The sequence below is a fragment of the Stenotrophomonas geniculata genome (assembly GCF_034508895.1).
Taxonomy (GTDB): domain Bacteria; phylum Pseudomonadota; class Gammaproteobacteria; order Xanthomonadales; family Xanthomonadaceae; genus Stenotrophomonas; species Stenotrophomonas geniculata.
Map to the genome: position 1 here is coordinate 123,247 of NZ_CP140571.1, position 23,124 is coordinate 146,370.

Annotated in this window: 21 protein-coding genes; 9 read left to right on the top strand and 12 right to left on the bottom strand. The window is 67.4% G+C overall.

What is annotated here, in order from left to right:
- Window positions 1–11: 11 nt before the first annotated feature.
- Window positions 12–2,852: an EAL domain-containing protein gene (locus RI032_RS00560; protein WP_019338811.1), complete on the bottom strand. Its 2,841-nt coding sequence runs from the start codon at window positions 2,850–2,852 to the stop codon at window positions 12–14.
- 247 nt (window positions 2,853–3,099) lie between these two features.
- Between RI032_RS00560 and RI032_RS00565 the strand changes: the two genes are divergently transcribed.
- The 5 genes from RI032_RS00565 to RI032_RS00585 all read left to right on the top strand — a co-directional run bounded on the left by RI032_RS00565 (window position 3,100) and on the right by RI032_RS00585 (window position 7,295).
- A complete protein-coding gene (locus tag RI032_RS00565; protein WP_229301621.1) occupies window positions 3,100–3,618 on the top strand; it encodes an RNA polymerase sigma factor in 519 nt (172 codons plus the stop codon).
- Complete coding sequence (locus tag RI032_RS00570; RefSeq protein WP_322547695.1) at window positions 3,615–4,628, top strand: hypothetical protein; 1,014 nt, start codon at window positions 3,615–3,617, stop codon at window positions 4,626–4,628. Before RI032_RS00565 ends, RI032_RS00570 begins: the two co-directional genes overlap by 4 nt.
- A gap of 40 nt (window positions 4,629–4,668) precedes the next feature.
- The gene (locus RI032_RS00575; protein WP_126561084.1) at window positions 4,669–5,265 is read left to right on the top strand and encodes an IMPACT family protein; all 597 of its coding nucleotides are present in this window, start codon (window positions 4,669–4,671) and stop codon (window positions 5,263–5,265) included.
- Entirely contained in the window at window positions 5,258–7,030 is a 1,773-nt protein-coding gene (locus RI032_RS00580) for an ABC transporter transmembrane domain-containing protein (protein WP_322547696.1), read from the top strand. The genes RI032_RS00575 and RI032_RS00580 overlap by 8 nt, the downstream gene beginning before the upstream one ends.
- A gap of 70 nt (window positions 7,031–7,100) precedes the next feature.
- Window positions 7,101–7,295 carry a hypothetical protein gene (locus RI032_RS00585; RefSeq protein ID WP_005409247.1) on the top strand — a complete coding sequence of 65 codons (195 nt, stop codon included), beginning with the start codon at window positions 7,101–7,103 and terminating at the stop codon, window positions 7,293–7,295.
- Window positions 7,296–7,522: 227 nt separating this feature from the next.
- Here the strand turns inward: RI032_RS00585 and RI032_RS00590 are convergent, their stop codons facing one another.
- From RI032_RS00590 to RI032_RS00600, 3 genes are all read right to left on the bottom strand, one after another.
- A complete protein-coding gene (locus tag RI032_RS00590) occupies window positions 7,523–8,647 on the bottom strand; it encodes a prephenate dehydrogenase (protein WP_257472415.1) in 1,125 nt (374 codons plus the stop codon).
- Complete coding sequence (gene pdxY, locus RI032_RS00595) at window positions 8,644–9,552, bottom strand: pyridoxal kinase (RefSeq protein ID WP_312250943.1); 909 nt, start codon at window positions 9,550–9,552, stop codon at window positions 8,644–8,646. Before pdxY ends, RI032_RS00590 begins: the two co-directional genes overlap by 4 nt.
- A gap of 582 nt (window positions 9,553–10,134) precedes the next feature.
- Window positions 10,135–11,334 (bottom strand): MFS transporter, encoded by a 1,200-nt coding sequence (locus RI032_RS00600; protein WP_057503775.1) that lies wholly within the window; start codon window positions 11,332–11,334, stop codon window positions 10,135–10,137.
- A 72-nt stretch (window positions 11,335–11,406) separates the two neighbouring features.
- On the opposite strand from RI032_RS00600, the gene RI032_RS00605 reads away from it, so the two are divergent.
- Window positions 11,407–12,204: an AraC family transcriptional regulator gene (locus RI032_RS00605; RefSeq protein WP_043399327.1), complete on the top strand. Its 798-nt coding sequence runs from the start codon at window positions 11,407–11,409 to the stop codon at window positions 12,202–12,204.
- A 59-nt stretch (window positions 12,205–12,263) separates the two neighbouring features.
- On the opposite strand, the gene dnaJ is transcribed toward RI032_RS00605, so the two are convergent.
- The 4 genes from dnaJ to hrcA all read right to left on the bottom strand — a co-directional run bounded on the left by dnaJ (window position 12,264) and on the right by hrcA (window position 17,291).
- Entirely contained in the window at window positions 12,264–13,385 is a 1,122-nt protein-coding gene (gene dnaJ, locus RI032_RS00610) for a molecular chaperone DnaJ (RefSeq protein ID WP_312250762.1), read from the bottom strand.
- Window positions 13,386–13,539: 154 nt separating this feature from the next.
- On the bottom strand, window positions 13,540–15,465 hold the full coding sequence (dnaK, locus tag RI032_RS00615) for a molecular chaperone DnaK (RefSeq protein ID WP_010484469.1): 1,926 nt from the start codon (window positions 15,463–15,465) through the stop codon (window positions 13,540–13,542).
- A gap of 182 nt (window positions 15,466–15,647) precedes the next feature.
- Window positions 15,648–16,163: a nucleotide exchange factor GrpE gene (gene grpE / locus RI032_RS00620; RefSeq protein WP_322547697.1), complete on the bottom strand. Its 516-nt coding sequence runs from the start codon at window positions 16,161–16,163 to the stop codon at window positions 15,648–15,650.
- A 63-nt stretch (window positions 16,164–16,226) separates the two neighbouring features.
- A complete protein-coding gene (gene hrcA / locus RI032_RS00625) occupies window positions 16,227–17,291 on the bottom strand; it encodes a heat-inducible transcriptional repressor HrcA (protein WP_010484463.1) in 1,065 nt (354 codons plus the stop codon).
- Between the two features lie 115 nt (window positions 17,292–17,406).
- Here hrcA and recN point away from each other — a divergent pair, with 115 nt between their 5' ends.
- The gene (gene recN, locus RI032_RS00630; RefSeq protein ID WP_322547698.1) at window positions 17,407–19,068 is read left to right on the top strand and encodes a DNA repair protein RecN; all 1,662 of its coding nucleotides are present in this window, start codon (window positions 17,407–17,409) and stop codon (window positions 19,066–19,068) included.
- Between the two features lie 100 nt (window positions 19,069–19,168).
- Here recN and RI032_RS00635 read toward each other — a convergent pair whose 3' ends face one another.
- Window positions 19,169–20,086 (bottom strand): LysR family transcriptional regulator, encoded by a 918-nt coding sequence (locus tag RI032_RS00635; RefSeq protein WP_010484459.1) that lies wholly within the window; start codon window positions 20,084–20,086, stop codon window positions 19,169–19,171.
- A 97-nt stretch (window positions 20,087–20,183) separates the two neighbouring features.
- Between RI032_RS00635 and RI032_RS00640 the strand changes: the two genes are divergently transcribed.
- Window positions 20,184–21,428 (top strand): SGNH/GDSL hydrolase family protein, encoded by a 1,245-nt coding sequence (locus RI032_RS00640; protein ID WP_322547699.1) that lies wholly within the window; start codon window positions 20,184–20,186, stop codon window positions 21,426–21,428.
- A gap of 59 nt (window positions 21,429–21,487) precedes the next feature.
- On the opposite strand, the gene fur is transcribed toward RI032_RS00640, so the two are convergent.
- Window positions 21,488–21,895 (bottom strand): ferric iron uptake transcriptional regulator, encoded by a 408-nt coding sequence (fur, locus tag RI032_RS00645; protein ID WP_005409235.1) that lies wholly within the window; start codon window positions 21,893–21,895, stop codon window positions 21,488–21,490.
- 103 nt (window positions 21,896–21,998) lie between these two features.
- On the opposite strand from fur, the gene RI032_RS00650 reads away from it, so the two are divergent.
- Window positions 21,999–22,391, top strand: a complete 393-nt coding sequence (locus RI032_RS00650) for an outer membrane protein assembly factor BamE (RefSeq protein ID WP_010484453.1) — start codon at window positions 21,999–22,001, stop codon at window positions 22,389–22,391.
- 36 nt (window positions 22,392–22,427) lie between these two features.
- On the opposite strand, the gene RI032_RS00655 is transcribed toward RI032_RS00650, so the two are convergent.
- Together RI032_RS00655 and RI032_RS00660 are read right to left on the bottom strand one after the other, a co-directional pair.
- The gene (locus RI032_RS00655; protein ID WP_010484451.1) at window positions 22,428–22,685 is read right to left on the bottom strand and encodes an RnfH family protein; all 258 of its coding nucleotides are present in this window, start codon (window positions 22,683–22,685) and stop codon (window positions 22,428–22,430) included.
- A gap of 3 nt (window positions 22,686–22,688) precedes the next feature.
- Entirely contained in the window at window positions 22,689–23,114 is a 426-nt protein-coding gene (locus RI032_RS00660; protein WP_010484449.1) for a type II toxin-antitoxin system RatA family toxin, read from the bottom strand.
- Between the last annotated feature and the right edge of the window lie 10 nt (window positions 23,115–23,124).

Below are 23,124 nucleotides of genomic sequence, written 5' to 3' on the forward strand. Positions count from 1 at the left end.
CACGCGGTGGCTCAGGTCGCCGCGTGCGACCACGGGGCGGGCCGCCCCAGCAGATAGCCTTGGCCGTAATCGCAGCCCAGTTCGCGCAGGGTCTGCCGCTGCGCCTCGGTCTCGATGCCTTCACCGATGGTCTCGATGCCCAGCGTGCGCGCCAGCGACAGTACGCCTTCGACCAGCGCGCGCGTGCTCTGCACTTCCGGTCCATGCAGGCCGGCGATGAAGCTCTGGTCGATCTTCAGCGTACTGATCGGGAAACGGTGCAGGTAGGACAGCGCGGAGAAGCCGGTACCGAAATCGTCCAGCTGCACCTGGATGCCGCGCTCGCGCAGCCCCTGCAGGATGCGCAGCGTGTGCGGGCCATCGTCCAGCAGCGCCACCTCGGTGATCTCCAGGCGCAGCCGGCGCGGATCGGCACCGCAGCTGTCGAGCAGGCCGAACAGGCGGTCACTGAATTCGGCGGAGCGGAAATGCCGGGGTGAGACGTTCACCGAGACGTAGCCTTCGCCCCCCTGCGCCAACCCCGCGATGACCTGCTCGTAGATCAGCCAGTCGACCTGTTCGATCAGGCCGCTCTCTTCACCCAGCTCCAGGAACGCGCCCGGCAGCAGCAGGCCGCGGCGCTCATGCTGCCAGCGCAGCAGCGCCTCGTGGCCCACCACCTCGCCATCGGACAGGCGCACGATCGGCTGGTAGAACGGCACGAAATCGCGGTTGTTGATCGCACGACGCAGGTCGGCCTCCAGGTCGAGGCTGCGCATGGCCTGCTCGCGCATGTCTTCGTCGAAGATCGCGCAGCGGTCATGACCCTGCGCCTTGGCCCGGTACATGGCCGCGTCGGCGTCGCGCAGCAGCTCTTCGCCGGTGCGGTAGCGCGGGTTCCACAGGGCGATGCCCAGGCTGCCGGACGGGAACAGTTCGCGCCCGGCGATCCACATCGATTCCTGCAGTGCCAGCAGCAGGCGCTGGCCAAAGTCCAGCGCCTGTGCCAGGCCCTGCGGGCATTGCAGCAGCACCGCGAATTCATCACCGCCCAGCCGCGCCACGACGTCCTCGGCGCCAGCCATCGATACGATGCGCTTGGCCACTTCCACCAGCATGCGGTCACCAGCAGCGTGGCCGATACTGTCGTTGACCAGCTTGAAGCGGTCCAGGTCGAGGAACAGCACAGCGAACACCGGCCCACCATCACGCTTGGCCAGCGCCAGCGAATCCTGCAGGCGATCAAGCAAATGCAGGCGGTTGGGCAGGCCGGTCAGCGCATCGTGCATGGCCTGGTGGGTCAGGCGTTGCTCGGCCCGCAGGCGTTCACCAATCTGCCCGAGCAACTTCTCGTTGACCTCGGCCAGCTCGCGGGTACGTTCTTCCACGCGCTTTTCCAGTTCGGCATGCGCCGAGCGCAGCCGTTGCTGGTCGCGCTGACGGGCCAGGCCGGTACCGATGTTCTGCGCAACGAAGGTCAGCAGGCGCTGGTCATGCACGCTGAAAATGCTGTTCTCGCTGTAGCTCTGCACCACGATCGCGCCGACCACTTCGTCGTCGCGCAGCAGTGGTACGCCCAGCCAGCAGTGCGAACGCGCACCGGATTCACGCACCTCGCCACTGGCCAGCAGTGCATCGATCTGCGCGCGCGAGGCCAGCAGCGGGCGCCGGTTGCGCACCACGTATTCGGTCAGGCCCCGGCTGAAGGGCCGTGGCGCGCGACTGGCATTGTGCTCGTCCACCGAATACACGAAATCCAGGCCGTTGCCGGCCGGGTTGACCAGGGCGATGTAGAAATTGCGTGCGTCGAGCAGGCGCCCAACCACGCCATGCACCTGTCCGTAGAACTGGGCCAGGCTGTCGGCCGACATCGCCATCTCGGCAATGTTGTAGAGCGCGGTCTGCAGCTGTTCGGCGCGACGCCGCTCGGTTACTTCGTCCTGCAGGCTGTGGTTGGCGCGCTGCAGTTCCTGGGTACGCCGCTCTACCTGCTGCTCCAGCCGCACCTGCGCCTGGCGCCGGTCCATCGCGGTCTGCACATGCTGCGCAACGAAACCCAGCAATGCGCGCTCGGCCTCGCCATAGCGGGCCGCCTGTTCATAGCTCTGAACCACGATGGCACCGCATACACGGCCATCGCGCAGCATCGGCACGCCCAGCCAGTCCAGGCTTTCCGGCCCACGCTGCGGGTCGTGCTCCTGTTCCATCACCTGCGCCAGCAGTTTGCGCGAGGGACCACTGAGCGGTTTGCCATGGCGCAGCAGCGCCACGGTCAGGCTGCGCGGCATCTCGCTGGCGTCATGGCTCTGCGTGGGGTCGGCGACGAAGTCATCGACCTGATCGGCGAAGTACAGGAACCGGATCTGGTCGCGCACATCGTCGTATTCGACGATGTAGCAGTTCTCGGCATACATCAGCGTGCCCAGCACACCATGCACGTGGCGCAGCATCTCGGGCATTTCAAGGTCGGCACCGGCCAGGTCTGCAATCTGGAACAGGGCCTGCTGCAACCGCTCGGCCTCTTCCAGTGCCTTGATCTGGCCGGCCTGGCGGCCGCGCTGCAGCGCCAGCTCCATCGCCTGCCGGGCAACGCCCCACCATGCCGGCGAAGGCACTGCGCCTTCGACCGACAACAGCAGGCGCGCACCATCATGTTCCCAGCCGTGCTGGCCATCGCCCGCGCCGGGTGCCGCCGCATCACCTCCGGCAGCCGCTGTCGGCCAGCCCCCCTGGCCACGACCGAGCTGCGGGTCGTCCCAGCCGACGCGGACCACGGCCGTTTCCGGCAAAAGCGCATGCAACGCGCGCACCAGCGCCGTGCTCAGCACGGCCTCGTGTGGTGGCTCTTCCGCCGGTTCAGCATGCGTGGACAAATGACAATCTCTTGGCGCCGTCGGTGCGTCGCCTCCCCTGAGCCGCCGAGCATAGCGCGCCACCCGGGGGGCAATGGAAGCCCGTAAACCCCGAATCGTGCGCCCGTACGTTTTTCCTGCTGTCCGTAGCCCCTTCCGAGCCATGACCCTCGCCCTGCCCGCCCCCGCCACCGGCTATGCGCCATCGCCTGCAGGCCTTACCCTGTACGCCGTGGAAGCCAGCGCACTGCCAACCGATGAAGCCTTGATGCTGGCCTGGGCCGGTGGCGACCTGCGCGCATTCGAAAGCCTGTATGCGCGCCATCGCAAGCGCCTGTTCGGCTTCCTGCTGCGGCAACTGCGCGACAACGCGCTGGCCGAGGAGATCTTCCAGGACGTCTGGCAGCGGGTGATCAGCGCCCGCGCCGGCTGGCAGCCCGAGGCGGCGTTCAGCACCTGGTTGTTCCGCATTGCGCACAACCGCCTGAATGACCATTGGCGTGCCGCCCGTCATCGCCCCGCCGCGCCGGCCGACGCCGATCTGCGCCTGGCCGCGATCGAGGATGGGCAGACCCCGGAAGGTGAGCTTTCCGAATTCGAACAACGTCGCCGCATCCAGCTGGCGATGGAACAACTGCCGCCGGAGCAGCGCGAAGTGCTGCAGCTGCGGCTGGATCAGGAACTGAGCCTGGAGGAGATCGGCCAGATCACCGGCGTAGGCCGGGAAACCGTGAAATCGCGGCTGCGCTATGCGATGGACAAGCTGCGTGCGGGATTGAACGCATGAACCGAGACGAACCGCTGACGCCGGAAGAACGCGAGCTGTCCCGCCTGCTCGGCCGTCGCGCCGATCAGGCACCGCCCGCCGCACTGGACGCCGCCATCCTGGCCGCGGCCCGCGCTGCCGTGGACGCTCCGGCTGCCGATGCGGTCGCCTCTCCCGAGGCGCCGCCCACGCAGCGCACACGCCCGCGTTGGCCGGCGGTGTTCGGCATCGCCGCCTCGATGGTGTTCGCCATTGGCATCGCCTGGCAGCTGCGTCCGGAACCGCCGCCGGTTCCGGCCGGTGAGGCCGCTGTTGCTGCGGCACCGGCTGCTGCAGAAGACGTTGCGGCTGCCGATCAGGCCGCTGACAGCAGTGCGGCCGACAGCGCGGTGGCGGCTGCGGAACCGGCCGCAGCGCCCGCAGCGCCCGAGGCAGGCCCTGTTGCCGCTGCCCCGGCACCGGTCATCGCGCGCACGCGCAAGCCTGCGCCGGCCGAGTCCGCTGAAGCGCCGGCCCAGGCTGCACGATCGATGGCTGCAGATGCCGCCGCCGATACCTCCTTTGCGGCCCTTCCGCCCGCTCCGGCCGCAGCGCCGGCAGCAGCGCCGCCTGCGCCACCGGCACCCGCCGCCTACTCGGCACCGGCACCGGCACCGGCACCGGCATTCGCGCCGGTAGCGTCCGGGGCGCTGAAAGCACGCACGGCCGCAGCACCGGCAGCGAATGCCGCCGAAGTCGAGCGGGCGCAGGCGCTGGACCGGGTAGAAATCACCTCGATGAAGCGTGAGGCTCCCAGCCGTTCCGCACCAGGCATCATGCGCCGCAGCACCGATGCGGGCCTGAGCGCGGACGCCGTGCAGGCCGAGGTGGACGCCGACGCACGACTGCCGCGTCGGCAGTGGCTGCAGAAAATCCGTACACGACGCGACGACGGCCAGCGCGATCTGGCCCGTGCCAGCCTGGAGCGTTACATGCAGCAGTACCCGGAAGCGCGCCTGCCACGCGACCTGCGCCCACTGCTGGACGACTGAAGCGGACGGGAATACCTGGCAACCCCGTAGAATGGCGGGAATGCTCGATACTCTCGCCCAGCCGGTCAGCCACACGCTGGAAGTCAAACACAGCCGTTTCATCGCCCATGCCGCGCCGATCGAAGGCGCCGCAGCGGCCATGGCGTTCCTGCAGCAGGTCGCGGTGGCCGATGCCACCCACAACTGCTGGGCCTACCGGCACGGGCAGGACTATCGCTCCAGCGACGATGGCGAGCCGGCCGGCACGGCTGGACGTCCGATCCTGGCGGCGATCGACGGCCAGGGTTTCGACCGGGTGATGGTGGTGGTGACCCGCTGGTTCGGCGGTATCAAGCTCGGCGCCGGTGGCCTTGTACGCGCCTACGGTGGCGCCGCCGCCGAGTGCCTGCGTACCGCGCCGCGCCTGCCGCTGCTAGTGATGGCCCGGCTGCAGCTGCTGGCCGGCTTCGAGGATCTGGGTACCCTGCACGCCACCCTGCCCGCCTTCGGTGCCGAAAAGCGCGATGAACAGTTCGATGCCCATGGCGTGTGCCTGCGGATCGAATTGCCTGCCGATCAGGTCGACGCATTGAAAATCCGCCTGCGCGACGCCACCCGTGACCGTATTCGCATAGAAGACGACGACCAGGATGACTGACAAGGACGACGCCCCCGCTTCGACCCCGCCGCTGCGGCGCCTCGGCAGCCTGCGCACGCTGTGGCCATTCGTGCGCCGCCATAGCGGGCTGTTCACCGCCTGGCTGCTGGCCCTGGCGGTGTCTTCGGCCGCCACGCTGAGCCTGCCGCCGGCGGTGAAGCAGATGATCGATCATGGTTTCAGCAGTGGCGGCCAGATCAACCGCGCCTTCGCCCTGCTGATGCTGGTGGCGGTCGTGATGGCGTTGGGCACGGCCGCGCGTTTCTACTTCGTGTCGCTGCTCGGCGAAAAAGTCGTGGCCGACCTGCGCAGCCAGCTGTATGCCCACCTGATCCAGCTGGGCGCCGGCTTCCACGACCGCAGCCGCAGCGGCGAACTGGTCTCGCGCCTGACCGCGGACACCGAACTGCTGCGCAGCGTGGTCGGCTCGACCATGTCCGTAGCATTGCGCAGCACGGTCACTGTCATCGGCAGCCTGGCGATGCTGTTCGTCACCAGCCCGCGGCTGGCCGCATGGTCGCTGCTCGGCATTCCGCTGGCGGTGCTGCCGATCATCATCGGCGCACGCAAGCTGCGCACCGTCGCACGCAACAGCCAGGACCGCATCGCCGATGCCAACAGCCTGGCCAGCGAGACGCTGGGCGCGGTGCGCACGGTGCAGGCACATGCACGCGAACCATACGAACGCGGTCGCTTCGACAAGGCGCTCGGTGACGCCATCGGCGCCGCCCGCCGCCGCATCGGTGCACAGTCGCTGGTCACCGCCAGCGCCATCCTGCTGGTGTTCGGCGCCATCGTCGGTGTGCTGTGGCTGGGCGCGCACGACGTCATCGACGGCCGCCTCAGCGCCGGCACGCTGGGTCAGTTCGTGCTGTATGCCTTGATCGGCGGCGGCTCGGTGGGCGCCCTGGCCGAAGTATGGAACGAGCTGCAGCGCGCGGCCGGCGGCATGGGCCGCATCGGCGAACTGCTGCAGGAAGACATCGAGATCCGCGCACCGGCACAGCCGCACGCACTGCCGCAGCCGCTGCGTGGCGAAATCCAGTTCGACGACGTGGTGTTCCACTACCCGCAGCGACCGGACCAGGCCGCACTGGACCACTTCAACCTGCATGTGCGCCCCGGCGAGACCGTAGCGCTGGTGGGTCCGTCAGGTGCGGGCAAGAGCACGGTGCTTTCGATGCTGCTGCGCTTCCATGACCCGGCCAGCGGCCGCATCGACGTGGACGGCATCGACGTGCGCCAGGTCGACCCGGCCGAGCTGCGTGCGCAGCTGGCGCTGGTGCCACAGCAGCCTACGCTGTTCGCTGCCAGTGCCCGCGACAACATCCGCTATGGCCGCCTGCAGGCCAGCGACGCCGAGGTCGAGGATGCCGCACGAGCGGCCGAGGCCGACGGTTTCCTGCGCGCGTTGCCGCAGGGCTATGACAGCGAGCTGGGTGAGCGCGGTGCCCGCCTGTCCGGTGGGCAGCAGCAGCGTGTGGCGATTGCCCGTGCGCTGCTGAAGGATGCGCCGATCCTGCTGCTGGATGAAGCCACCAGCGCGCTGGATGCACAGAGCGAACACAGCGTGCAGCAGGCATTGGAACGGTTGATGGCGGGTCGCACCACGCTGGTCATCGCCCACCGCCTGGCCACCGTGCTCAAGGCCGACCGCATCGTGGTGATGGACCAGGGCCGCATCGTCGCCGAGGGCACGCACGCACAGCTGCTGGCCGAAGACGGACTGTACGCTGAACTGGCACGCCTGCAGTTCATCGATTGATGACGTCCGGCTAACATCGGCGCGGCCAAGCTGGCCGCGCAACTGCAGCATCCGCTGAAGGAGGTGCACGATGTCGTTCCGTCAGTTCCCCGCCGTCGACAGCAACGGCGAAAGTCACATCATCATCGAGTTCAAGCCCGAGGCGAATGGCAGCGGGCACCATTCCGAAGCCACGCCGCGCTACGAGCTGGATGATGGGCGGCCGCTGGTGCGCGATGGCCGCGAGTTCACCACCAGTGGCGGCGAGTTGAGGTTGACGATCTGAGGTTCGCCGGGCATGGCCCGGCGCTACCGGATTTCATTCCGCCCCGCTCTGGTGGGTGTCGACCTTGGTCGACATGCTTTTTGCCAAAGGCGGTCGAGCATGGCTCGACGCTACAAAAAAGCATGGTCAATTTTTCACCAAGCATCTTGACAGCCTTGGCTGCCAAGGGCTGCGCGAGGTTATCCACACCTTTGCTCAGAAACCATCCACATCGCCTGTGGATGAATTCAGCCCAGCACCCGTCCGATGCCGCTGGCGTCCACCTCGGCCGCCGCCCGGGTGATCGCCGCCGGATCGCTGCCGGCCACGAATCCGATACGGAAATGCACTTCGCCGCCAGGCGTTCGCGAAGAATGGATCGACGCCAGGCTGATGCGGTGCTGCTCGAACACGTTCAGCAGTTCACGCAACGACCCCGGCCGGTCTTCCGGCAGGTGCACTGACAACGCATTGCGCTCGGTCAGGTCAGCCAGCAGATAGCCCACGCGTTCGAATGTGTAATTGCCGTCCGCCAGCGCCTGCTCGCCGAAGGCAGTGCGATTGGCCGACAGCAGCTGCTCCCGGAATGCAGCACGTGCACCGTCGTCACCCTGCCCGACCTGCGCCTGCAGGGACTGCAGCTGGCCGACCAGCCGCCCCAGCATCGGCGCTACGTACGGGTTGCCGAACTGGATGTCTTCGTAGATCGCCGGGTTGAGCGACAGGATGCGCGAGATGATCGCCGTATCCAGCTCGAACGATGCCGACCGATACGGCATCATCGCGGCCAGATCGCCCAGCTGCGGCTGGTACTGGCGCAGCACGCCGGCCTGGGCCAGGTGAGTGGCATGCACCATCGCCTGTACCAGCGCCATCATCTGGTCGTGGTGCTGCGGCGTGGCGCGCACGCACTCAGCCTGCAACGCCGTGCACAGCGTATCGGCCCACGGCTGCCAGTGCTGCAGCCGCGCTTCGCAGACCACCATCACCCGGCCCTTCAGGGTCGGCGCCTTGGGCGGAGCGGTCATCGGGTGCAGGCCGACCACTTCGGCTTGAGAGGCCAACATCGCCTGGACCGGCGCTTCCTTCACCGAGGTCACGTCCAGCCACAGTCGGTCGCGTTCACGCCCTGCGGACTGCCGCACGTACTCGGCGATCAACGCGGGCGTGTGCCGGATCGGCGCCGAGAACACCAGCACGTCGGCCTGCGCCAGCAGCTCTTCCGGCGTATGCGAGTCCGGATCGGCCGGATCGTGGCCGATCACCTTCAGCTGCATGTGCTGCTGGAAGAAGCGGGTCAGCCAGCGCCCGTAGGCGCCGGCACTGCCAATGATGCCGACCGTGCGCGGCGTACGTTCGAGCAGGCCGCTCATGCCACGCGTTCGGCGCGGAAGCGCGACCCTTCGGCCAGCGCGGCAGGCGCTGCAGCAATCACGTCGAACTCTTCGAAGCCGTTGTCCAGGGTCGCCTCCAGCGCCGCGTGGGTGCCGGCAATCGCACGCGAGATCGCCTGCTGCATCGATTCGCCGCGCAGCAGGAACGACACCACCAGCGACATCAGCACATCGCCGGTACCGGCCACGTCCACCGGCAGCAGCGGCGAGGTCCAGCGCCAGGTCTCCTCGCGGCCAACGGCCAGGGTCACCAGTTCACCCGGGGTGCCGCCTACGCTGTGCGCGATCACCCAGTGCGGGCCACGATCCAGCAGCGTGCGTGCGGCGGTGATGGCATCGGCCTCGGCGAGCGCCGGCATGCCGGTCAGGCGATTCAGTTCAAAGGCGTTCGGGGTCACCAGCCAGGCATGCGGCAACAACCGCTCGGCGAAGATCGCTTCCAGGCCCGGTTCCACGTAGGGGCCGGTGTGAGTATCACCAATCACCGGATCCAGGCAGTAACGCAGCTGCGGGCAGGCCGGCAGGATGTCGTCCAGCCAATCGGCGAAGGCGGCACCATTGGCCGTGCTGCCAAAGTAGCCGGAGACGAGCATCCTCGCCCGCTGCGGCAGGCCACGCTCGTGGGTGCCCTGCAACAGATCGGCGAACCAGTCGGCGGGCAGCACGCGACCGCGGGTGGTGTCGTAGAACGGCGCGTTGCTGAGCAGCACGGTCGGAATTTCGGCTACGCGCACGCCGAGCGCGCGCATCGGCGGTACGGCGGCACTGTTGCCGGCATGGCCGTAGACAAGTTGCGACTGGACCGAGATGACATCGATCGGCGACGGGCCGTCGGGCCGCTGGCGGCGGCCGTGGACCAGGTGGTTATCAAGGGATTCGCTCATGGCCGCATTCTACGCCCAAGGGGGTTTTCGGCAGGGCTTGCAGCCCTGCACCTGCTCTATGCAACGGCAACGGCAACGGCAACGGCAAAAGCCAGAGCGGCATTCCGTGAGTTGGCGGGGCGGTGTGGGTGGTCAGGACACGCCGTAAACCCATCCATGGGGGCTCGATGGCGCCATCCATGGCGCCAACGGTCCTGCCCACCCACACCGCCCCGCCTTCGACAGGTTCATGCGGCTGTTGGTAACTGCGGCTGTTGGTGGGTGTCGACCTTGGTCGACACGGTAGATCCATGCCATGCGTGGATGAATTCATTCGATATCTGACAGATGTGTCGACCAAGGTCGACACCCACCAGAGCAGAGTGCTGCTCCAACAGATCACGGCCAACTGTCGAAGGCGGGGTGGGTCCGGTTGAGGGGGCGTGAGCCGCATGGATGCGGCGACCGAGCTTACATGGACGTACTTGCAGCGTCCCCCTCAACCGGACCCACCCCGCCAACCCACGGATAGCCAGCTTCTGCTGTTGACGTTGACGTTGCTTCGGCGGGTGCAGGGCTGCAAGCCCTGCAAACCAAAACCTCTCAGTGAGCAGCAGGCCGCGACGGCGGCAGCCACGCCGCCACGATGCCGAGTAGCGGCAGGAACGCGGTCAGCTGGTAGACGTACTCAATGCTGGTCTTGTCCGCCAGCAGGCCGAGCACGGCAGCACCCAGTCCGCCCATGCCAAACGCGAAGCCGAAGAACAGGCCGGACACCATGCCGATGCGGTGCGGCATCATCTCCTGCGCATACACCACGATCGCCGAGAACGCTGACGACAACACGAAACCGATCAGCACGGCCAGTACCGTGGTCCAGAACAGATCCGCATGCGGCAGCATCAACGCGAACGGGGCCACGCCGAAGATCGAGGTCCAGATGATCGGCTTGCGGCCGATGCGATCACCCAGCGGGCCGCCGAGGAAGCCACCGGCGGCGGATGCCACCAGGAACGCGAACAGATGCAGCTGCGCCTGTGCCACCGGAATGCCGAAGTGGTGGATCAGGTAGAAGGTGAAGTAGCTGCCGATGCTGGCCATGTAGAAGTATTTGCTGAAGATCAGCACCAGCAGGATCGCCAGCACCTTGGCCACGGTGCGCGACGGATGCCGCGGGGCCATCGACGCGGTACTGGCCGGACGCGGTGTGCCCAGGTGCAGCGCATACCAGCGGCCCACATAGGTCAGCAACGCGATGCCGATCAGGGCGGCGCCGGCAAACCACGATGCGGCATGCTGGCCGTACGGCACGATCACCGCCGCGGCAATCAGCGGGCCCAGCGCGGTACCGAAGTTGCCGCCGACCTGGAACACCGACTGTGCAAAACCATGGCGACCGCCCGAGGCCAGCCGCGCGATGCGCGAGGCTTCCGGATGGAAGATGGCCGAACCAATGCCGACCATCGCCGCCGCCATCAGCACCACCGCGTAGTTCGGTGCGAAGCCCAGCAGCAGCATGCCGCACAGGGTCGAGGCCATGCCGATCGGCAGCGAGTACGGCGCCGGGCGGCGGTCGGTGGCCATGCCGATCAAGGGCTGGAAGATCGAGGCGGTGAGCTGGTAGGTCAGCGTGATCAGGCCGATCTGGGTGAAGCTCAGGTTGAAGCCGCCCTTGATCACCGGATAGATGGCCAGGATCAGCGACTGCATCATGTCGTTGACGACATGCGAGGTGGAAATGGCGGCCAGCACGCCGGGGGCCACCGGGCGTGAGGTCGTTGCAGGAGAAGCCAGGGTTGACATGGACACAGTCAGGTTGGGGGCGAGCCACGCATGCTACGGTGACCTCCCCCTCCCTTCTGCCGCGTTCGGGTCATGGCATATCGCAAAAAGGACACCCCCTGCCCGGTCCGCGAGACTGCGCCGTGGAACGAGGTTCCGGTGCACCGCCCAGTGACCTGCCGCGCCCGCCACTACAAGCCCGGCACCCACATCGCGCCCCACCGGCACCGCCGTCACCAGCTGGTGTTCGCCATGTCCGGATTGATGGTGGTGCGTGCGGACGGCGGCCGCTGGGTGGTGCCCTCGACCCGCGCGATCTGGGTCCCGGCCGGCATGGCCCATGCGGTGGACTGCATCGCCGAAGTACACATGCGCAGCCTGTACGTGGAGCCGGACTTCGCGCCGCAGCTGCCGGACGAGGCGTTCGCAGTACAGGTAGCACCGCTGCTGCGCGAGCTGCTGCTGGCCGCCAGCCTGATCGAGACCGCGCATGTGGACGACAGCCGCGACGGCCGCCTGGTGCGCCTGCTGCTGGACGAGTTGCACCGCATGGACGTGCTGCCGCTGCACCTGCCCTCCCCCACCGACCCGCGCCTGCAGCGGATCTGCCAGCACATCCAGAAGCATCCCGGCGACGACGCCACGTTGCAGGATTGGGCGCAGGCGCTGCAGGTGGACGTGAAAACCATCCAGCGCCATTTCGCCAGCGAACTGGGCATGACCTTCGGGCAGTGGCGACAACAGGCGCGGCTGCTGGCCGCACTGGAACGGCTGGCGGTCGGTGACAAGGTCATCGATGTCGCGCTGGCGATGGGTTACGACAGCCCGAGCGCGTTCACCAGCATGTTCAAGCGGCAGCTGGGGCAGACACCCGCGGCGTTTTTCCGCTGACCGCATACGAAAACGCCGGGCATGGCCCGGCGCTAGCGTTCAACGCTTGCGTTGAGAACTCAGGACGTCATGCGGTCCCAGAAGCCCTTCACGCCATCGATGAAGGTGGCCGACTTCGGCGAATGCTTGCGCGCTTCCTCACCGACGAAGGTGGCTTCGAACTGCTCCAGCAGCTTGCGCTGCTCGTTGGTGAGGTTGACCGGGGTCTCCACCACCACACGGCAGTACAGGTCGCCCTCGCTGCGGCTGCGCACCGAACGTACGCCCTTGCCACGCAGGCGGAACAGCTTGCCGGTCTGGGTCTCGGCCGGGATGCGGATCTCCGCCTCGCCGCCCAGCGTGGCCACGCGCACGGTGTCGCCCAGTGCGGCCTGCGAGATGCGGATCGGCACTTCGCAGTGCAGGTCGTCGCCATCGCGCTGGAAGATCGCATGCTCGCGCACGCGCACTTCCACGTACAGATCACCCGGCGGCGTACCGGCCGGACCGGCTTCGCCCTCGCCCTGCAGGCGGATGCGATCGCCGGTGTCGACGCCGGCCGGCACCTTCACCGACAGCACCTTGTCTTCCTCGACACGGCCGTTGCCATGGCAGGTCTTGCAGGGCTTGGCGATGATCTGGCCACGGCCGCCGCAGTTGTGGCAGGCCTGCTGCATGGCGAAGATGCCGCGCTGGATGCGCACCTGGCCACGGCCATGGCAGACGTTGCAGGTCTCGACCTTGCCGTCTTCGGAGCCACTGCCATCGCAGTCGCCGCACTCGGCCAGGGTCGGAATCTCGATGCGGCGCTCGACGCCGCGCACGGCTTCTTCCAGGTCCAGCTCCATCACGTAGCCGATGTCGGCGCCGCGACGGGCCTGACGCGGACCACCGCCGCCACCAAAGATGTTGCCGAAGATATCGCCGAAGATATCGTTCATGTCCGGGCCGCCCGGACCACCGCCGCCCATGCCGTGCTCGAACGCGGCGTGGCCGTGGCTGTCATACATGCGGCGCTTGTTGCTGTCGGACAGTACTTCGTAGGCTTCCTTGCACTCCTTGAAGGAGGCTTCGGCCGCCGTATCGCCCGGATTGCGGTCCGGGTGGAACTTCATCGCGCAGCGGCGGTAAGCCTTCTTCAGCTCGTCGTCGGTGGCGGTGCGGGCAACGCCCAGCACTTCGTAGTAATCGCGCTTGCTCATATCGTGAATCGGGTTCCGGAAAGTCGGGATTCGTCAAAGCGGAAGAGCGGAACCAGGTCCGCTCTTGCGTCGGGCGCCCCGACACGCCGGTGGGCGGTCAGGACCCTGATGCGACAACGGGACGCTGATGGCCAGCGTCCCGTGTCGGTCCGGATCAGGACTTCTTGTCGTCCTTGACTTCGGTGAACTCGGCGTCGACCACGTCATCCTGCGCCTTGCCTGCGTTGCCGGCGTCGGCACCCGGGGCAGCACCGCCCTGGTCGGCCGAAGCGGCAGCGAACAGCGACTGGCCAGCTTCTTCCAGCGCCTTCGACTTGGCTTCGATCTGTGCCTTGTCGTCACCCTTCATCGCGGTTTCCAGATCGGCCAGGGCCGCCTCGACCTTGCCGATCACTTCGCCACCGACCTTGCTGCCGTGCTCGGTGATCGCGCTGCGGGTGCCGTGGATCAGGGCGTCGGCCTGGTTGCGGGCCTGCACCAGTTCCTGGAACTTCTTGTCTTCTTCGCGGTTGGCTTCCGCGTCGGCGACCATGCGTGCGATCTCTTCCTCGGACAGACCCGAACCGGCCTTGATCTCGACCTTCTGTTCCTTGTTGGTCTTCTTGTCCTTGGCCGACACGTGCAGGATGCCGTTGGCGTCGATGTCGAAGGACACTTCCACCTGCGGCAGGCCACGCGGCGCCGGCTCGATGCCGGACAGGTCGAACTTGGCCAGCGACTTGTTGAAGCGGGCCTGTTCGCGCTCACCCTGCAGCACGTGCACGGTCACGGCCGACTGGTTGTCCTCGGCGGTGGAGAACACCTGCGAGGCCTTGGTCGGGATGGTGGTGTTCTTCTCGATGATCTTGGTGAACACGCCACCCATGGTTTCGATGCCCAGCGACAGCGGGGTCACGTCCAGCAGCAGCACGTCCTTGACGTCGCCACCCAGCACGCCGCCCTGGATCGCCGCACCCAGTGCCACGGCCTCGTCGGGGTTGACGTCCTTGCGCGGTTCCTTGCCGAAGAACTCGGTCACCGCCTGCTGCACCTTCGGCATGCGGGTCTGGCCGCCGACCAGGATCACTTCGCTGATGTCGCTCGAACGCAGGCCGGCATCGTTCAGGGCGACGCGGCACGGCTCGATCGACTTCTTGATCAGGTCATCCACCAGCGCTTCCAGCTTGGCGCGGGTCAGCTTGATGTTCAGGTGCTTCGGACCCGACGCGTCAGCGGTGACGTACGGCAGGTTCACTTCGGTCTGCTGGGCGCTGGACAGCTCGATCTTGGCGCGCTCGGCAGCGTCCTTCAGGCGCTGCAGGGCCAGCGGATCCTTGCGCAGGTCGATGCCCTGGTCCTTGTTGAACTCTTCAACCAGATACTCGATGACGCGGTTGTCGAAGTCTTCGCCGCCCAGGAAGGTGTCGCCGTTGGTGGCCAGCACTTCGAACTGCTTTTCGCCGTCGACGTTGGCGATCTCGATCACCGAGACGTCGAAGGTGCCACCGCCCAGGTCGTACACCACGATCTTGCGATCCTTGTTGTCGCCCTTGTCCAGGCCATAGGCCAGCGCGGCCGCGGTCGGCTCGTTGATGATGCGCTTGACGTCCAGGCCGGCGATGCGGCCGGCGTCCTTGGTCGCCTGGCGCTGGCTGTCGTTGAAGTAGGCCGGCACGGTGATGACCGCTTCGGTGACCTTCTCACCGAGGAAGTCCTCGGCGGTCTTCTTCATCTTTTCCAGCACCTTGGCCGAGATTTCCTGCGGCGCCATCTTCTTGCCGTCGCTGGTGGCCACCCAGGCATCGCCATTGTCATGGGCGAGGATGCTGTAGGGGACGTGCGCGATGTCCTTCTGCACTTCGGCGTCGGTGAACTTGCGGCCGATCAGGCGCTTCACCGCGTAGAAGGTGTTCTTCGGGTTGGTCACGGCCTGGCGCTTGGCCGAGGCGCCGACCAGGACTTCGCCGTCCTTGGTGTAGGCGACGATCGACGGGGTGGTGCGATCGCCTTCCGAATTCTCGATGACGCGGGCCTTGCCGCCGTCCATGATCGCCACGCACGAGTTGGTGGTGCCGAGGTCGATACCAATGATCTTGCCCATGGGGGAGACTCCTGAGGATGCTTGTTGGGGTCAGTCCGGCCGTTCGGCCGGTGGATGAATACGATGTGGGGGAGGCTCGTGGAACATTCAAGCCATCTCCCGAACGCTGTGTTCAGCGCCTGGAAAACCTTGCCAGGCATGGCCTGGCACGATCGGGGCCGGGCATCACCCGGCCCAGTCAATCACTCGGCGGCCACCACCACCAGCGCCGGCCGCAGCAGGCGCTCGTTGAGCAGGTAGCCCTTCTGGAACACGGTCACCACGCTGCCGGGGGCCGCGCCCGGGGCCGGCACCTGGCTGATGGCCTGGTGGTGTTCCGGGTTGAACGGCTGGCCAGTCGGGTCCAGCAGGACCAGACCGTTGTCGGCGGCAACCTTCAGCAGCTGCTTGTAGGTCAGCTCCAGGCCTTCGCGCAGCGGGTGCGGGTCGTCGCCGGCGGCCTTCAGGCCGGCATCCAGGCTGTCGAACACCGGCAGCAGCTCGCCGAGCAGCTTCTCGTTGGCGAACTTGCGGGCCTGCTCGATGTCACGGGCCACGCGCTTGCGCTGGTTCTCCAGGTCGGCGCGCTCACGCAGCGCATCGGCCTTGATCTGCTCGACTTCGGCGCGCAGGCGCTCCACTTCGTCGTTGACGCCGGCGGCGGCAGCCGCATCAGCGGCACTCTGCTGGGATTCGATATCTGGCTGTTCGTGGTTCATGTCTGGGTCCCTGGCGGTCACTCTCCGCCTCCACCCACCCTAGTGTGGGCGGGATGCTGCGTTTCAAGCGTCGGATGTTCCGGGAGTGCGCCCGGCGGGTGAAAAGGCCGCGCCGAGCACATCGGCGGTGGCCTGCACCAGCGGGATCATGCGGTCGTAGGCCATCCGCTTGGGGCCGATCACGCCCAGCACGCCCAGCACCTGGCCGTTGGCGGTGTACGGGGCGGTGACCAGCGAGACGCCCTGCAGCGGCATCATCCCGGTCTCCTCGCCGATGAAGATGCGCACGCCCGGCGCCTGGATGGTCCGCTCCAGCAGCTGCAGGATCTCGCGCTTGCTGGAGAACAGCTCGAACAGTTCACGCAGGCGCTCCAGGTCGGACAGGTCCTGCACCCCCATCAGGCGGGTCTGGCCGGCCACCAGCATGTCGTCGGCCGCTGGCTGCAGGGCCTGCTCGGCCAGCTCGATGCTGTGCGCCAGCAGCTGTTCCAGCTCGGAGCGGGCGTCGCGCAGTTCCAGCAGCAGGCGGGTGCGGATCTCGGCCATCGGCAGGCCGGCGAAATGGGCATTGAGGTAGTTGGCGACCTGCTCCAGCTGGCCTGGCGCGAACTCCTGCCGGGTCTCGATGACCCGGTTCTGCACCTCGTTGTCGGCGAACACCAGGATCGCCAGTACGCGGCGCCCGTCCAGCGCCACGAAATCGATCTGGCGGAAGGCGAACTGCTCGCGCCGCGGCGCGCTGACCACGCCGACGAAGTGGCTCATGGCCGACAGCAGCTCCGAGGCGCTGCCGAGCAGGGCCTGGGTGCTGCCGCCGCCAGCCAGTTCCTGACGCAACCGGGCCAGCTCGCCCTCGCCCGGCGGCTGCATCTGCAGCAGGCTGTCGACGAACACACGGTAGCCGTGTGCGGTCGGGACGCGCCCGGCCGAGGTGTGCGGCGAGGCCAGCAGCCCCAGGTCCTCCAGGTCGCCGAGGATGTTGCGGATGGTGGCCGGGCTGACCTCCAGGCCGGCCACGCGCGCCAACGTCTGCGAGCCGACCGGCTCACCGTCCTGGATGTAACGCGCGATCAGCGTGCGCAGCAGATGGCGCGCACGCGGGGCAAGCTGGTCGGGAGAACCGTGCATGGAATCAACCTGTGAGACACGGACACTAGATAATGGCGGTGCATCACCTTGGCAAGTCATTGGACCTCCCTCGCCCACGTGCTAGCGTTGCGCGGCTGCTGATACCCCCTTACCCATGCTCAGACATCTTTCGATCAAGGATTTTGCCGTCGTCCGCGCCACCGAACTGGAGTTCGGGCCAGGCATGACCGTGGTTTCAGGCGAGACCGGCGCCGGCAAGTCGCTGATGGTCGACGCGCTGGGCTTCCTGTCCGGCCTGCGCGCCGACAGCGGCGTGGTCCGCCACGGCGCCGCGCGCGCCGAGCTTTCGGCCGAGTTCACGCTGGACCAGCTGCAGGCCGCGCGCCAGTGGCTGGCCGACAACGAGCTGGACGACGAAGAACAATGCCAGCTGCGCCGCGTGATCCGTGCAGACGGCGGTTCGCGGGCGTGGATCAATGGCCGCCCGGTGACCTTGGCCCAGCTGGGCGACCTGGCCTCGTTGCTGGTGGAGATCCACGGCCAGCACGAACAGCAGGCCCTGCTGGCGCGCCCGTCGCAGCTGGCCCTGCTGGATGCCTATGCCGGCAACGAGAACGAGCGCCGCCAGGTGCGCCGCGCCGCGGCCGCATGGCAGGCACTGGTCGATGAATCGCTGGCGCTGTCGCAACAGGGCGACGTGAGTGACCGGATCGGCTTCCTGGAACATCAGCTGCGCGAACTGGACCGCGAAGACCTGGAGCCGGAGTCGATCGTGGCGCTCGGTGCCAGCCATCGCCGCCAGGCCCACGCCAGCGCCCTGCTGAGCGCCTGCCAGGCCGCCAGCAACCAGATCAACGGCGATGACGGCAGCTCCGCGCTGGACCTGCTGCAGCAGGTGCGCCACGAGCTGTCGCGCCTGGTCGAACACGACCCGCGCTTGGGCGAGGTGGACGGCCTGATCGAGAACGCCTCGATCCAGCTGCACGAAGCCCTGTCGCTGCTGGACCGGGTGCACGATGACCTCGATGCCGACCCGGAGCAGTTCGAAGAGAACGAGCGCCGTCTCGGCCGCCTGCACGACCTGGCCCGCAAGCACCGCGTGCCGATGGACGAGCTGGGCGCGCAGCGCGAGCGCATGCACGCCGAAGTGGAGCAGCTGCGCGGCGCCGACGAACGCCTGCAGCGCCTGGCCGGCGAGATCGACAAGGCCGCCGCCGCCTGGCGTGTGCAGGCTGAAGTGCTGACCGCCAGCCGTCGCAGCGCTGCTGCCGAACTGTCGGCCACCACCACCGGCATCATCGCCGAGCTCGGCATGGGCGGTGGCCAGTTCCTGATCGAGCTGGAGCCGCAGGATGCCGGCAAGCCCGATCCGCAGGGTGCCGAGCGCGTGGAGTTCCTGGTCGCGGCCAATGCCGGCCAGCCGCCGCGCGCACTGCGCAAGGTGGCCTCAGGCGGTGAACTGTCGCGCATTTCGCTGGCCATCGAAGTGGCCGCGCTAGACCTGGATGCGGTGCCGACCATGGTGTTCGACGAGGTCGACTCCGGCATCGGCGGCGCCGTGGCCGACATTGTCGGCCAGAAGCTGCGCGCCCTCGGCGAGAAGCGCCAGGTGCTGTGCGTGACCCACCTGCCACAGGTCGCCTCCAAGGGCCACGCGCATTACCGGGTCAGCAAGGCGCCAGTGGAAGGCATGACCCAGAGCGCAGTGGAAAAACTGGACAGCAAGGCACGCGAGGAAGAGCTGGCGCGCATGCTCGGCGGCGTGGAAGTGAGCAAGGAAGCGCGCGCCGCTGCGCGCAAGCTGCTGCAGGTGTAACGCCGACCGGGCCGAGCATGGGCTCGGCTCTACAGGAACGTCCCGAACGAAACCGACATGTAGAGCCGAGCCCATGCTCGGGTTCTGTCCGCCGGCGCTCTCACCCCAAGGGCCGTGCCAGGTCCACCGTTTCCACCAAGTAATCCAGGAACGCGCGCACCCGCAGCGGCAGGTAGCCGCCCTGCCCCAGGAACACCGCGTGCACCTCTTCCAGGTCACCGGGATTGGCTTCCTCCAGCACCGGCAGCAGGCGTCCGGCAGCGATGTCGGCCTGCACCTGGAACGCTGCCAGCCGTGCCATGCCCAGACCACCCAGCACCAGCTGCCGCAGTGCATCACCGTTGCTGGCGCGGGCATTGCCACTGGGCAGCACCATCCGCTCGCGTCCGTCCTGCAGCAATGGCCAGCCCTGCATCGCCCGGGCATGGCCGATGTCCAGCCGATTGTGCGACTGCAGCTCCTCAGCGTCGCGCGGCAGCCCATGCCGCTGCGCGTAGGCCGGCGCGGCCACGATCATCATCCGCGTCGCGCCCAGCCGCCGCGCCACCAGGCTGGAGCTCTTCAGCGGCCCGGCCCGCACCGCCACATCGGTGCGCTGCTCCAGCAGGTCGATCACCTCGTCGTTGAGGGTCAGGTCCACGCCCACCTGCGGGTTGCGCTCCAGGAACGCCGGCAGCAGCGGCAACAGGAAGTGCTGGCCAAACGGCACGTTGGAATTGACCCGCAGCCGTCCGCGCGGCTCGGCATGTGCGCTGGCGCAGCGTTCGGCCTCCTCCAGGTCGGCCAGCACGCGCAGGCCACGTTCATAGAACGCGCAGCCTTCCGGGGTCAGCTGTAGCTGGCGGGTGGAGCGTTGCAGCAGGCGCGTGCCCAGCCGCTGTTCCAGCCGGGCCACCAGCTTGCTCACCGCCGAGGGCGTCATGTCCAGGGTGCGGGCGGCGGCGGAGAAGCCACCGGTCTCGATCACCCGCACGAACACTTCCAGCTCGCCGGATCGGTTGATGTCTGGTCGCGCCATGGCAATGAATCCAGTTCACAGATGATTATCCATGCGCAGTCTAGTTCACAGATAACCACGGAATCACCATGGTGTTCCCTCCATCCGGGACCGCCCGATGAACCGCCTGAGCCACCTTACCGCCACCACCCTGCTCGCCCTGTCCGGCGTCGCCAGTGCCGCATCCGCCCCGCACTGGGTTGCCAGCTGGCAGGCCAGCCCGCAACCGGTCTGGGGCGCGGATTTTCTGTTCCCGACCCTGGTCCCGGCCACGTTGCATGACCAGACCTTCCGCCAGACCGCGCGCATCAGCCTGGGCGGGCCTCGGCTGCGGGTGCGGCTGAGCAATGCTTACGGCACCCAGCCGCTGCGGATCGGGGCAGCGAGCGTGGCTGCCCGGGCGGGGGACACACCGCAGCCGCTCAGTTTCGACGGCCAGCCCGGGGTGCTGATCTCCCCCGGGCAGGAACGGCTGAGCGACCCGCTGCCACTGGTCACGGATGACCGGCAGGCACTGCAGGTCAGTGTCTTCGTGCCGGGGCCGACGCCGGTGCAGACGTTCCATTGGGAAGGCCGCCAGACCAGTTGGACTGCGCCCGGCGACCAGAGCAGGGCCCAGGCTCTGAGCGCGGCCAGCAGCACCACTGCCCGCCTGTTCCTGGCCGGCATCGAGGTCGAGGCCGCCGCCCGCGCACGTAGCGTGGTGGTGATCGGCGACTCGATCACCGACGGCGCCACCGCCAGCCTCGACCAGGACCAGCGCTGGACCGACCACCTGGCCGCGCGTCTGGCACCGCGGGGCATCGCCGTGGTCAACGCCGGTATATCCGGGGGGCGGCTGCTGCGCGACGGCATGGGTGAGTCGGTTCTGGCCCGCTTGCAGCGCGATGCACTGGATCAGCCCGGCGTGGCCAGTGTGATCGTGCTGATCGGCATCAACGACATCAGCTGGCCTGGCACCGCGTTCGCCCGCAACCAGGCCCGGCCCGCGCTGGCGGAACTACAGGCGGGGTATCGCGCGCTGGCCGAGCAGGCCCGAGGCCGAGGTATCCGGATCGTAGGCGCCACCCTGACACCGTTCGCCGGCGCCCTGCCCGGCACGCCGCTGGATGACTACTACCACCCGGACAAGGATGTCCTGCGCCGGCAGCTCAATGCGTGGCTGCGCACGGACAGCCCTTTTGACGCGGTGATCGACCTGGACGCCGCGCTGCGGGACCCGGCCGATCCGTCACAGATGGCGGCCGCCTACGACTCCGGTGACCACCTGCATCCGGGCGATGCGGGTAACCGGGCCATGGCCGAGGCGGTCGATCTTGAGGTGCTCATGGGGCCATCCACGCATGGCGTGGATCTACCGTAAGCAACGAAAAACCCCGGGCAAGCCCGGGGTTTCGTCGCACTACGGCTGGCCGGAACGGCTTACTTGCGCTTTTTGCGCACGTACAGCACCAGCGAGTGCTCTTCCAGCTCGTAGCCGTGGTCGGCAGCGATCTTGCGCTGCAGCTCCTCGATCTCGTGGCTCTCGAACTCGATGATCTTGCCGCTGTCCACGTCGACCATGTGGTCATGGTGGCCGCCACGGTCCAGCTCGTAGACGGCCTGGCCGCCTTCGAAATTGTGCTTGAGCACGAGACCGGCGGCCTCGAACTGGGTCAACACCCGGTAGACCGTCGCCAGGCCGATCTCGTCGCCATGCTCAAGCAGCTGGCGGTAGATATCTTCGGCGGTCATGTGGTGCTGGGCATTGCGCTGTTCAAGCAGCGCCAGGATCCGCATCCGTGGATGGGTCACCTTCAGGCCGACTTTTCGCAGGTCGTGGGTTTCCATAGGTCTCCGTTCATTGGCGATTTAGCGCCAGCTGCCTCGGATTGGGTCGCGGTGGCACGCCGGGAGTGTATCATCGGTTTGATTTCCCCAACCGCCAGTCCCGATGCGCAATCTCCTGTTGGTCGCCGCCGTCGCCCTGTCCACCACCGGGTGCGGCATCATCTACAAGCAACCCATCTATCAGGGCAACCTGATCCGGGAAGATGCCGTGGCCAAGCTGCAGGTCGGGCAGAGCAAGCAGCAGGTCACTGCGCTGCTGGGCACCCCGTCCATTCCGGACCCGTTCCACGCCCAGCGCTGGGACTACACCTCCAGCCAGCGCGTGAACCGCCTGGGCCGCACCGAGGTGAAGAACTTCACCGTGTTCTTCGACAATGACAACGTGACCCGCTGGGAAGGCGATTACTTCCCGGGTAACGACAAGGCCCTGGCCCAGCAGACCGTGCGCCAGTTCGGCCGCAATCTGCCGAAGGACAAGAAGAAGAAGGGTCGCTGACGCCCCCTGCCCGTCCGCACGGACGGGCGGCAGGAATCAACCGCCGAGCGCGCGACGCCGGCGGTTGTCCTTGGGGTCGGCCTGCAACGGGCGTAGCAGCTCGATGCGGTCGCCATCCAGCAGTACCTGCTGCGGGCGCGCCAGTACCCCATGCACGGCCGCCGCCGGGCAGCCTGCACTGCCTTCCAGCGCAGCAGCGGCAATGGCCTCGGCCACGGTCGCGCCCTCGTCCAGCTGCAACCGGCGCGAGAGCACCCGCTGCGGCCAGGCCAGCACCACCTCGACCTCGATCATTGCTCAGGCCTCGTCGGCAACGCGGATGAAGTCGTTGACCATGCGGTCGGCCAGGCTCTGGAAGCCCAACGCCAGCGCCGGCCCCAGCAGGCGCGAACTGGGCTCGAAGTCCAGGGTCAGGGTGACTTTGCAGGCATCTTCGGCCAGCGCATGGAACTCCCAGCGGCCATGCAGCTGCTTGAACGGGCCATCGCGCAGCTGCATGTCGATGCTGTGCGGGCGCTGCAGGGTGTTTTCAGTCTGGAACCAGGTGCTGAACGAGCCCAGGCCCAGGTCCAGGCGCGCTACCAGTCGGTCCTCGCCCTGCTCCAGGATCTGGGCAGCCGAACACCAGCGGAAACGGCGCGGATAGGCCTGGACATCATTGACCAGGTCGAACATGCGCGCGGCCGAATGTTCGACCAGGGCGCTGCGGCGGATAGTAGGCATGAATACAGGA

Coding starts and splice junctions, on each gene's coding strand:
- RI032_RS00565 (WP_229301621.1), top strand. CDS start 3,100: ATGCTGGCCTGGGCCGGTGGCGACCTGCGCGCATTCGAAAGCCTGTAT.
- RI032_RS00570 (WP_322547695.1), top strand. CDS start 3,615: ATGAACCGAGACGAACCGCTGACGCCGGAAGAACGCGAGCTGTCCCGC.
- RI032_RS00575 (WP_126561084.1), top strand. CDS start 4,669: ATGCTCGATACTCTCGCCCAGCCGGTCAGCCACACGCTGGAAGTCAAA.
- RI032_RS00580 (WP_322547696.1), top strand. CDS start 5,258: ATGACTGACAAGGACGACGCCCCCGCTTCGACCCCGCCGCTGCGGCGC.
- RI032_RS00585 (WP_005409247.1), top strand. CDS start 7,101: ATGTCGTTCCGTCAGTTCCCCGCCGTCGACAGCAACGGCGAAAGTCAC.
- RI032_RS00590 (WP_257472415.1), bottom strand. CDS start 8,647: ATGAGCGGCCTGCTCGAACGTACGCCGCGCACGGTCGGCATCATTGGC.
- pdxY (WP_312250943.1), bottom strand. CDS start 9,552: ATGAGCGAATCCCTTGATAACCACCTGGTCCACGGCCGCCGCCAGCGG.
- RI032_RS00600 (WP_057503775.1), bottom strand. CDS start 11,334: ATGTCAACCCTGGCTTCTCCTGCAACGACCTCACGCCCGGTGGCCCCC.
- RI032_RS00605 (WP_043399327.1), top strand. CDS start 11,407: ATGGCATATCGCAAAAAGGACACCCCCTGCCCGGTCCGCGAGACTGCG.
- dnaJ (WP_312250762.1), bottom strand. CDS start 13,385: ATGAGCAAGCGCGATTACTACGAAGTGCTGGGCGTTGCCCGCACCGCC.
- dnaK (WP_010484469.1), bottom strand. CDS start 15,465: ATGGGCAAGATCATTGGTATCGACCTCGGCACCACCAACTCGTGCGTG.
- grpE (WP_322547697.1), bottom strand. CDS start 16,163: ATGAACCACGAACAGCCAGATATCGAATCCCAGCAGAGTGCCGCTGAT.
- hrcA (WP_010484463.1), bottom strand. CDS start 17,291: ATGCACGGTTCTCCCGACCAGCTTGCCCCGCGTGCGCGCCATCTGCTG.
- recN (WP_322547698.1), top strand. CDS start 17,407: ATGCTCAGACATCTTTCGATCAAGGATTTTGCCGTCGTCCGCGCCACC.
- RI032_RS00635 (WP_010484459.1), bottom strand. CDS start 20,086: ATGGCGCGACCAGACATCAACCGATCCGGCGAGCTGGAAGTGTTCGTG.
- RI032_RS00640 (WP_322547699.1), top strand. CDS start 20,184: ATGAACCGCCTGAGCCACCTTACCGCCACCACCCTGCTCGCCCTGTCC.
- fur (WP_005409235.1), bottom strand. CDS start 21,895: ATGGAAACCCACGACCTGCGAAAAGTCGGCCTGAAGGTGACCCATCCA.
- RI032_RS00650 (WP_010484453.1), top strand. CDS start 21,999: ATGCGCAATCTCCTGTTGGTCGCCGCCGTCGCCCTGTCCACCACCGGG.
- RI032_RS00655 (WP_010484451.1), bottom strand. CDS start 22,685: ATGATCGAGGTCGAGGTGGTGCTGGCCTGGCCGCAGCGGGTGCTCTCG.
- RI032_RS00660 (WP_010484449.1), bottom strand. CDS start 23,114: ATGCCTACTATCCGCCGCAGCGCCCTGGTCGAACATTCGGCCGCGCGC.